This is a genomic window from Pseudomonas sp. PA-1-6B (genome assembly GCF_021609545.1).
GTDB classification, from domain to species: Bacteria; Pseudomonadota; Gammaproteobacteria; order Pseudomonadales; family Pseudomonadaceae; genus Aquipseudomonas; species Aquipseudomonas fluorescens_BV.
Genome location: NZ_WJZM01000005.1, coordinates 137,495 through 147,129 on the forward strand (window position 1 = coordinate 137,495; position 9,635 = coordinate 147,129).

General features: G+C 60.1%; 8 protein-coding genes. 7 read left to right on the forward strand and 1 reads right to left on the reverse strand.

Annotated features, from left to right (window positions below):
- Positions 1-13: 13 nt before the first annotated feature.
- On the forward strand, positions 14-1,060 hold the full coding sequence (locus tag GIV35_RS05185; RefSeq protein WP_236485880.1) for a fimbrial protein: 1,047 nt from the start codon (positions 14-16) through the stop codon (positions 1,058-1,060).
- On the opposite strand, the gene GIV35_RS05190 is transcribed toward GIV35_RS05185, so the two are convergent.
- Positions 1,051-1,938 (reverse strand): LysR family transcriptional regulator, encoded by an 888-nt coding sequence (locus GIV35_RS05190; RefSeq protein WP_105226890.1) that lies wholly within the window; start codon positions 1,936-1,938, stop codon positions 1,051-1,053. The two genes, GIV35_RS05185 and GIV35_RS05190, sit on opposite strands and share 10 nt — an antisense overlap.
- A 77-nt stretch (positions 1,939-2,015) precedes the next feature.
- Here GIV35_RS05190 and GIV35_RS05195 point away from each other — a divergent pair, with 77 nt between their 5' ends.
- The 6 genes from GIV35_RS05195 to GIV35_RS05220 all read left to right on the forward strand — a co-directional run bounded on the left by GIV35_RS05195 (position 2,016) and on the right by GIV35_RS05220 (position 9,551).
- Positions 2,016-2,936, forward strand: coding sequence for a DMT family transporter (locus GIV35_RS05195; RefSeq protein ID WP_223023591.1), 921 nt, complete (start codon positions 2,016-2,018; stop codon positions 2,934-2,936).
- Between the two features lie 246 nt (positions 2,937-3,182).
- Positions 3,183-4,259 carry a 4-hydroxyphenylpyruvate dioxygenase gene (gene hppD, locus GIV35_RS05200; RefSeq protein WP_034127483.1) on the forward strand — a complete coding sequence of 359 codons (1,077 nt, stop codon included), beginning with the start codon at positions 3,183-3,185 and terminating at the stop codon, positions 4,257-4,259.
- Positions 4,260-4,493: 234 nt separating this feature from the next.
- Positions 4,494-5,057 (forward strand): fimbrial protein, encoded by a 564-nt coding sequence (locus tag GIV35_RS05205; protein ID WP_034127482.1) that lies wholly within the window; start codon positions 4,494-4,496, stop codon positions 5,055-5,057.
- Between the two features lie 93 nt (positions 5,058-5,150).
- Positions 5,151-5,942 carry a fimbrial biogenesis chaperone gene (locus tag GIV35_RS05210; RefSeq protein WP_236264860.1) on the forward strand — a complete coding sequence of 264 codons (792 nt, stop codon included), beginning with the start codon at positions 5,151-5,153 and terminating at the stop codon, positions 5,940-5,942.
- A gap of 164 nt (positions 5,943-6,106) precedes the next feature.
- Positions 6,107-8,683 (forward strand): fimbria/pilus outer membrane usher protein, encoded by a 2,577-nt coding sequence (locus GIV35_RS05215; protein ID WP_236264859.1) that lies wholly within the window; start codon positions 6,107-6,109, stop codon positions 8,681-8,683.
- Between the two features lie 64 nt (positions 8,684-8,747).
- Positions 8,748-9,551 (forward strand): hypothetical protein, encoded by an 804-nt coding sequence (locus tag GIV35_RS05220; RefSeq protein ID WP_236491373.1) that lies wholly within the window; start codon positions 8,748-8,750, stop codon positions 9,549-9,551.
- Positions 9,552-9,635: the final 84 nt, after the last annotated feature.

Consider the following 9,635-nt stretch of genomic DNA (forward strand, 5'->3'; position numbering starts at 1 on the left):
TGTCCGGCAATTTATGTTCAGGTTTTTACAGATTGGCGTGTGCTTGAGTATTTGCGCAGTCGCGATGGGCGCACAGGCGCATTTCAATGCAGGCGTCTGTACCCCCCAAGCCCCGGTGACGCTGTTCGTCCCGCCCATCACCCTGCCTAACAACCTGCAGGTGGGCGAGGCGATTGGCTACCCAAGTGGCTATGACTTCGCCGGCAATGGCTTTGTCATGCGGTGCCGCTACACCGACTGGCCATTGTCGCAGCCGGTGTCGGCCAACCTCAGCGTGGTCAATTCGCCGGCAACCGGCATGACGTTCAACGCAAATGGGCTGACGTTGCCCGTCTATGCGACCAGCTACCCTGGCGTCGGGTTCGTCATGATGGCCGGGGATCCGTCCCAGCATTTGAAGGTCATCACCCACACCGGCGTCACGCTGTTGGACACCAAGCACAACAAACCCAATGGCTGGGGCCTGCAAGGGCGCGTGTATCTGGTGGCAACGGGCCCGATCACCTCGGGCACCATCCCTGGGAACACAGTCGCCAGGTATATGCTGACCAATGTCAACATCGAAAGCCCCGGCGCTGCCTCGGTCAACTTTGCCGATACGGTGATATTGCCGCCGCAAAAGCCAACTTGCCGGGTGACCACGCCGTCGCTTGCAATGCCGCTGGGGCAGGTGCCCAGCCGTGATTTCAAGGGAGTCGGCAGCAGCGCCGGCAGCGTTAGTCGCAACATAACCCTGGACTGTGCCGGCGGCACCGGCGGCATCCTGGATGTATGGATCACCGTGACTGACCAGACGGAACCCGGCAACCGCAGTAACCAGTTGTCCTTGACCCGCAACTCGCACGCCCGTGGCGTTGCCCTGCAATTGCTCAGTGGCGATCGGTTGGTAAGCTATGGGCCTGATTCCTCCGGCGTGGGCAACCCGAACCAATGGCAGGTCGCAAACACGGGCAACGGCGCCCTGACGATTCCCTTGACCGCCCGTTACGTTCAAACCGCGTCGACCATCAAGCCTGGGACCGCCAACGGCCTGGCCTCGTTTACCCTGAGTTACCGGTGAGCCCCGGAATCAGGGTACAGCGTTTGCGCCAGTGCGATAAACGCCAGGGTTGCGGGAGAGGCCTGGCGGCGATCCAGCACCGCCAGGCCTATGCGGCGCGGTACGCCCGGCGACAACGGGCGGGCAACGTAGCGCTGGTCGGCATCGGCCGGCAGTGAGCCCTGGGCCACGATACTCAGGCCGTCGCCGCGACTGACCGCCTCCAGGGTAGTGAGTAGCTGAGTGCAGCGATAACGCACTTTAGGTTGCAACTGCGCTTCACCAAACAAACGCGTGACCAGCTCTGCTGAGCCTGCCTCGGTTAGGATGAACGGGTCATCGCACAACGCTTTCAAAGGTACCGCCATGCTTGCCGCCAAGGCATGGCCGACCGGTATCAGCGCCACCAGTTGGTCTTCGAGCAGGGCCACGGTGTCGAAGCGTTCCTGCTCCAGTACCACGAAGCCCACATCCACCCGGCGCTGATCCAGCCATTGAATGACCTGCCGGTCCGGCCCTTCGTCTACATGCACCTCGATACCCGGATAGTCCCTTCGAAAGTGGCTGAGAATGGTCGGTAGCAAACGGTTCGAAGCGGTGGGGCCGAACGACCCTATACGCAATGTGCCGCGCTTCATCCCGCGGGCATCGGCGGCTTCCTGCTGCAAGGTGTTGGCCAGGCCCAGCATGCCCCGTGCGCGCCCCAGTAACTGCGCGCCGATATCGCTCAGTTCCACCAAGGTCTGGTGCCGGCGAAACAACTCCACCCCCAGTTCCTGCTCCAGGGCCTTGATCGCATGGGACACCGCCGATTGGCTGATGCCCAGGCGATGCGCCGCACTGGTGAAACCTCGGAGTTCGGCGACCAGGGAGAAGATTTCCAGCTGGGTCAGGGTCATGAGTAAAGCCTTGTTTTACGATGACTGATCATTAGTAAAAGAATAGTCCCATCCTTTCTCACGTTGAGCACATTCTTATGCATGCCCGCGAAGGCCTCACTTACCTGAAGCTGGCCGCCGTCACCATGATCTGGGGCGGGACCTTCGTCGCCGGGCGCTTTCTGGCCGATCACGTGGACCCGCTGCTCGCGGCCTGCCTGCGGTTTATCCTGGCCAGCCTCGCGTTGCTGCTGTTCCTGGCTTGTGCGCGCATCCCACTGGCGCGCCCAACTACAGGGCAAATGGCGCGGCTGGTACTGCTGGGCCTATGCGGCATCTTTTTCTACAACCTGTGTTTTTTCTATGGCCTGCACTACATCAATGCGTCGCGGGCGTCGTTGATCGTGGCATTGAACCCGGCAGTGATCGGCCTGGCGTCCTGGTTGTTGTTCAAGGAGCGCCTGGGCCGGGCCAAGTGGCTGGGTATCGGGCTGTGCCTGCTGGGGGCGGCTATGGTGATCGTGAGCCGCAATCCCAACCTCATGCAGGGGGCCCGCAACGCTTGGGTCGGTGACCTGTTGATCCTGGGCTGCGTAATGGCCTGGGGGGCCTATTCGCTGCTGTCCCGGGAACTCAACCAGACGTTGGGGCCGGTGCAAACCGTCACTTGGTCGGTGCTGTGGGGTACGCTGATGTTGACCCTTGCCACCCTTGCCACCGGTCGGCTGACGCTGCAAGGTTTCAGCGCGCTGCAGCTGGCGCAGTGGTACAGCCTGCTGTACCTGGGCGTGCTGGGTTCAGCCCTGGCCTATATTGGTTACTACGACGGCATCCGGCGCATCGGCGCGACCCGCTCCGGGGTGTTCATCGCCCTCAACCCGCTGACAGCGGTGATATGTGGCGCGTTGCTGCTGGACGAAGCCTTGACGATGCCGATGCTGGCGGGTGGCGCGGTCATCCTGTTGGGCATCTACCTGTGCAACAAACCCCTTGCGCGGGGCAGGGCAATGGGGATTTGATAAGAGTACGGACAAACCTGGTTACGCTGTGTAGAATCAGTTTACGCATACAAGAATATGGACTTGCGCTCACGCAAGCCTCGGCCGTCAGAGACTGATGACACCATGAAGCTACTTGGCTCCCCCCTCATCTTTGGTGACTTCCTCGCCCGCAGCGTGCGAGGCCTTTCTTGTGCGCCACCCTCCAGCCTCATCCTTGCTTGCAACTAAACAATTGCTACCCACAAGAATGATGAGGCACCGAACATGACCGACCAACTCGACAACCCAATGGGCCTGATGGGCTTTGAATTCATCGAATTTGCATCGCCCACCCCAGGCACCCTGGAGCCGATCTTCGAGATCATGGGTTTCACCAAAGTGGCGACCCACCGTTCCAAGAACGTGCACCTGTATCGCCAGGGCGAGATCAACCTGATCCTCAACAACGAACCTGACAGCCTCGCTTCTTACTTCGCGGCCGAGCATGGCCCGTCGGTGTGCGGCATGGCGTTCCGCGTCAAGGACTCGCAACAGGCCTACAAACGTGCCCTGGAACTGGGCGCCCAGCCGATCCACATCGACACCGGCCCGATGGAGCTGAACCTGCCGGCGATCAAAGGCATTGGCGGTTCGCCGTTGTACCTGATCGACCGTTTCGGCGAAGGCAACTCGATCTACGACATCGACTTCGTCTACCTCGAAGGTGTTGATCGCAACCCGGTAGGCGCTGGCCTGAAGGTCATCGACCACCTGACCCACAACGTCTATCGCGGACGCATGATCTATTGGGCCAACTTCTACGAGAAGCTGTTCAACTTCCGCGAAGCGCGTTATTTCGATATCAAGGGCGAGTACACCGGCCTGACCTCCAAGGCCATGAGCGCGCCGGACGGCAAGATCCGTATCCCGCTGAACGAGGAGTCGTCCAAGGGGGCCGGGCAGATCGAAGAGTTCCTGATGCAGTTCAACGGTGAGGGTATCCAGCACGTCGCGTTCCTCACTGACGACCTGGTCAAGACCTGGGATGCACTGAAGAAGATCGGCATGCGCTTCATGACGGCGCCGCCAGACACGTATTACGAAATGCTCGAAGGCCGCCTGCCGAACCACGGTGAACCAGTGGACCAGTTGCAATCGCGCGGCATCCTGCTGGACGGCTCGTCGATTGCCGGTGACAAGCGTCTTCTGTTGCAGATCTTCTCGGAAACCCTGATGGGCCCGGTGTTCTTCGAATTCATCCAGCGCAAAGGCGACGATGGGTTTGGCGAGGGCAACTTCAAGGCACTGTTCGAGTCGATCGAGCGCGACCAGGTGCGTCGTGGGGTCTTGACCGCCGACTGATCCATGTGAGGCCGGGCAGGCTGTTCCGGCGCTTCACGCACAGGCTCCGTATCGAAAGGTACGGAGCCTTTTTTTGCCTGCCAAACAGGCCCGACCGATCTTGTAACAGACAAATCCTCGGGGCAGGGGGAACGGAGTCGACATGGCTTCCACTCAGGAGTGACGCAAGAGCTGATCTTCTCCTGTGTCGCAACCTTGCGTTTCGCGAACCCCAATTGTGAGGAAAGACTGATTATGACAAAACAAACTCTGGCGGCTGCAGTGCTCGCTTTGTGCGGCTTCGCTGCCAGCTCCGCGCATGCGGCAGACGGTACCATCACGATCACCGGCTCGGTCAGTGGCACCACCTGCACCATCAGCGGCGGTACCGGGGCCTCGCCAGGCTCAGGCGCTAACTTTCCGGTAGTGCTTGACCGCGTACAAACCTCGGCTCTCAAGGCAGCAGGCGATACGGCAGGCGCCAAGCGCTACTTTGTGTATGTGGGCGGCTCGGGCGGGTGCCCGGACGGTACCAAGGTCGCCGTACGTTATGAACCGACCAGCCCTGGCATCAACCCGGCAACCGGCAACCTGCGTAACACGGCAACGGCGACACCCGCCTCCCGGGTGGAGGTACAAATTCTCGATGGGGCTTCCAACACGCCAATGGACTTGCGCACAGGTAATAACTCGACCGTTGCCACCGTTACCAGTGGTCTGGCGACCTTGCCGTTTTACGCACGCTACATCGCCAACGGCGGAGCGGCAGGCGCGGGCAATGTCACCAGCAGCGTGCAGTACTCGGTCACCTTTCCTTGATGCAGCCAGGCTGATGACCACTGCGTTTGTTGCCTGAGATCCTCGCTCGACCCAGTGGTCGGGCGCAGGACAACCGTTTTCAAGGATTACCTGATGCAGGATTTACTGATGATCTTGAGTCGTCGTGGGGTGCGGGTCGCGCTGAGCCTGGCTTTGGGGATGGCATCGCACACGGTGCACGCGGGAGTGGTTATCGACGGTACGCGACAGATTTACCCCGAGCAGCGACGTGAGGTCACCGTGCGAGTAACCAATGATGACAAACACGCGCCCCGCCTGGTGCAGGCGTGGCTGGACGCGGGTGACGCGCAGGAAGCGCCGACACTGAGCGATGTGCCTTTCGTGCTGTCTCCTCCTGTATTTCGCCTGGACGCCGGCAAAAGTCAGTCCATGCGCCTGTCCTACACCAAGGCACCGCTGCCGACGGATAGAGAGTCGCTGTTCTGGTTGAACGTACTTGAAGTGCCTGGCGCTACCAGTGAGTTTGACCCCACGCTTGAAGACAGCCAGCGGAATCACTTCAAGTTCGCGTTTCGTATCCGCACCAAAGTGTTTTTCCGTCCGGCGCAGTTATCTGGAACACCCGAGGAGGCGCCTGGGCTGTTGCGCTGGTCCGTGGAACGGGGCGCCCAAGGCAGCGTGATACAGGTGCATAACCCCTCGGCGTATCACGTCACCTTCAACGACATTGTCCTGCTCATGGGCTCTGGTCCCGAAGCGGAAAAACTGTCCCTGACGGAGGGCATGGTGGAACCAGGAGGCACGTTGAAGGTGCCGGTGCCGAAAGCCGCGAAGGTAATACCCGTCGATGCGCGGGTGGATTTCACTTATATCAACGATTTCGGCGGCTTTTCATCCGCGCAGCCTGCTGTATTGCACCGCTGAACGCGGCCCCGAAACGTTGCTGATGGCAAGCAAACGTACATTTCTCAGCGTCCACTGAAGTCATAACTATGCCTAGTCACATCCAAGTACGGGTGCATCGCTGCGCCCCGATTTTGCCATTCCAGCCTCGCACGATAATGCTGGGCGGTTTGATGAGTGCGGCCGTGATCGCAAGCGATGTCGCGCTTGCGTCTGAGTTGAGCTTTGATCTGAACGCATTCTCCAGTGGCCTGGCGTCGTCGGTTGACACGTCACGGTTCAATACCAGCAACCAGATGAGCCCTGGCATATACCGCGTAGATATCGTAGTCAACGGCCAGACCCTGGGGCGCAGGGAGGTGGAGTTTGTTGCGGCCCATGCAAAGACCGGGGCGCAGCCGTGCTTGAGTCGTGAAGTATTGGAAAAAATCGGTATCGCGATGGATAAAGTCGATACCGATGCCCATGGGCGCGAACTCTCGAACCCTGCCGCCGCCGGCCAGTACTGCGGCGACCTGGGGCAGTGGATTCCGATGGCATCCAGCACGTTCGATCCGGGTGCACTCGAGTTGGCGGCCAGCGTGCCGCAGGCCTACATGAAGCGTTCCATGCGCGGCTACATTGACCCCGAGTTGTTGGATGAGGGCATTGCCGCCGGGCTGCTCAATTACAACTTCAGTACCAATACGGTCACCGCAGGTGAAGGTGACGGTCGTACTTACCTGGGCCTCAATGCCGGTATCAACCTGGGTGCATGGCGCTTGCGACATCAGGGCGCCCAGGCCTGGGGCAACCGCACTGGCTTTGAGACTTATCAGAACACGTCCACTTATGTACAGCGCAGCATCATCCCCTGGCAGTCACAACTGACCCTCGGAGACACCTTCAGCAACGGACATATTGTCGACGGGGTGCGCGTGCGGGGCGTCACTCTGGCCACCGACGACCGGATGCGCCCGCAGACGCAGCAAGGTTACGCACCGCAGGTTCGGGGGACGGCCGACAGTAATGCAACGGTCACGGTCAGCCAGAACGGCTACACCATTTATGAGACCACGGTACCGCCCGGCCCCTTTGTTATCAGTGACCTACATGCCACCGGCTACGGTGGTGATTTGATCGTCAGCGTGACCGAAGTCGACGGGCGTCGGAACACCTTCGTCGTGCCGTACTCGGTGGCCCCGCAGTTATTGCGCGCCGACGCGACAAAGTACAGCGCCACCTTGGGTAAGGTGCAGCAAAAGGGCGTTGATGCGAAGGGCGCCAACGTCTTTCAAGGCACTTTGCAGCACGGTTTGACCGATGATCTGACGGTCTACGGTGGCGGCAGTGTTTCCAAAGGCTATGAACAGGGAAAGCTCGGTATCGCGTTGAATACGTCCTTCGGTGCGTTCTCTCTGGACACTGCCACCTCCCATACCGAGGTGCCCGATCATGGGCGCCAGTCCGGGCAAAGCCTGGGGCTGGGTTACAACAAAAGCCTGCCGGCCTCGGGTACGCATTTTGCGCTGGGTGCGTACCGGTTCTCCACCGAGGGTTACCTGAACCTGCAGGATGCACTGAATGTGCGCGAAATCGCGAGCCGGGCAGGTGACATCAACAGCTATGCCCGGCAAAAAAGCCGGCTCGACATGACAGTCAGCCAGCAGTTGGGTATCGGCACCTTGAGCTTGTACGGCAGCTCCGTCGACTATTGGGGAGGACAGGAAGGGCGCCAGGTTTCATTCACCGCCAGCTATGGCTCGACCTGGAACAAGGTCAACTGGAACCTGTCGGCACAGCGTTCCAGGGTCCAGGACACGCGACAACTGACCCAAAGCGAGCTCAGCGACGATGTGTTTTTCGGGCGTATCGGCCAACCCGGGCGTATCGATAACCGCTACATGCTCACACTGTCGATGCCGCTGGGGGGCGAATCGCGAGCGCCGACGATCAATACTTCGTTCTCCCGGGACACCGGTGATACACGGGGCAGCCAGCAGCAGGTGGGCATCAACGGGTTCCTGGGCGAGGACACCGCGCTCAACTACGGTGTTTCAGCCAGCCGCGCGACCAGTGAAAGCACGCACTCCGGCCAGTTCAACACCTATGCCGGCTATCGCACGGATGCCACCCAACTGCGTGCCGGATATAGCCAGAGCCGCGATAGCTCGCAGCTTTCGTTTGGCGCCGATGGTGGGGTGGTCGTTCATGCCGCAGGTATCGCGTTCTCGCAAAGCCTCGGCGAAGCCTCGGCGCTGGTGCATGTGCCAGGTGCAGAAGGGGCCAGGCTCGGGGGGAGCAGCGGTGCACGGGTCAACAGCAGCGGGTTCGCTGTCGTGCCCAATCTGACGGCGTTCCAGAATAATACGGTGGAAATCGATCCGGAAGGCATGTCGATGGATGTAGAGCTCCAGGAGTCGACGCGCAACGTCGTACCGACCTCGGGCGCAGTATCGCTGGTCAAGTTCGACACGCTCAGTGGCCGGGCGGTACTGGTCAAGGGCGTCCACGAGAATGGCAGCCCGCTGCCATTTGCAGCACAGGTATTTGATGCGCAAGGGCGTGAGGTAGGCGTGGTGGGGCAGGCCAGTAAAGCCTTCGTCCGAGACATCCCGCAGGAAGGTCGTCTGACCGTCAAGTGGGGCAGCAAAATCGCCGAGCAGTGCGATATCTACTACCACATGCCGCCGATCACCGAGGGCCAACGACAGGCCACTACCGATTACCTTCAGGGGGTGTGCGTGGCAAGCCAAGGGCGCCAGGTTGCGGGGCAGCTATGAGTGAGTGCCGATGGATGACTGTTGCGGCGCATGACTTATTCGATATGACAGAGGTGTTGTTTTCATGACTAGGTTTTCACTTGCCAGCGTGGTGCTGGGAGGATGGATGGTGGCGCTGGAAGCTCAAGCGATCACCTGTGCTCCCGGCCCGGCGGTGAATATTTCCATTCCCCCGATCACGGTTGCGGCGGGGCAGCAAATCGGGCAGGTGGTCGGGTCCGCCAACGGCTATCGCTTCGACAGTCCTCCATCGTCCGCGCTTCGGTGTACCACACGAATTGCTTTAGGGGCACAGGCCAGGCTGGCACTGGTCAATAGCACGCCGACGGGCCGGACATTTTTCGCTAGCGGGCTTTCAATGCCAGTGTATGCCACCAATGTGCCTGGGGTGGGGTTTGCCCTGATGGCGAGGGACCCGAACCGGCCGTTTATGGCCATCAACACGGCAGGTGTCACACTCATTGTTGGAGATGCCAGAGCAAGGCCCATTGTCCTTGGGCTTGATACCCGAATTTATTTTGTCGCCACAGGCGCCATAACGGGTGGCACGATCACCGCCAGAAACATTGCAAGGTATACGATCACCGGCACGCCCATCACCGGCGCTGGCTATTACGCAGTGAACTTCTCCAACGTCACCATCAATGCGCCACGAAAACCCACCTGCAGGGTCTCAACACCTTCGGTCGCCATGCCTATGCCGGCCGTGGCTGCTCGTGATTTTCGCGGCGTGGGCAGCTTCGCCGGCAGCGTGACCCGCAATATCACACTGTCATGTGCGGGTGGCATCGGCGGGGCAACGCGTGACGTATTTGTGACGGTTCTCTTTTATACATCTGTCGCTGCCGACCAAGAGACTATAAATTAGTGAGTGGGGGTAGTCGGCGGCATACAAAAAAAACATAGACTAGCTACATGTAAACGTAGGGTGTCGCATACGGAGAAGGTCTCG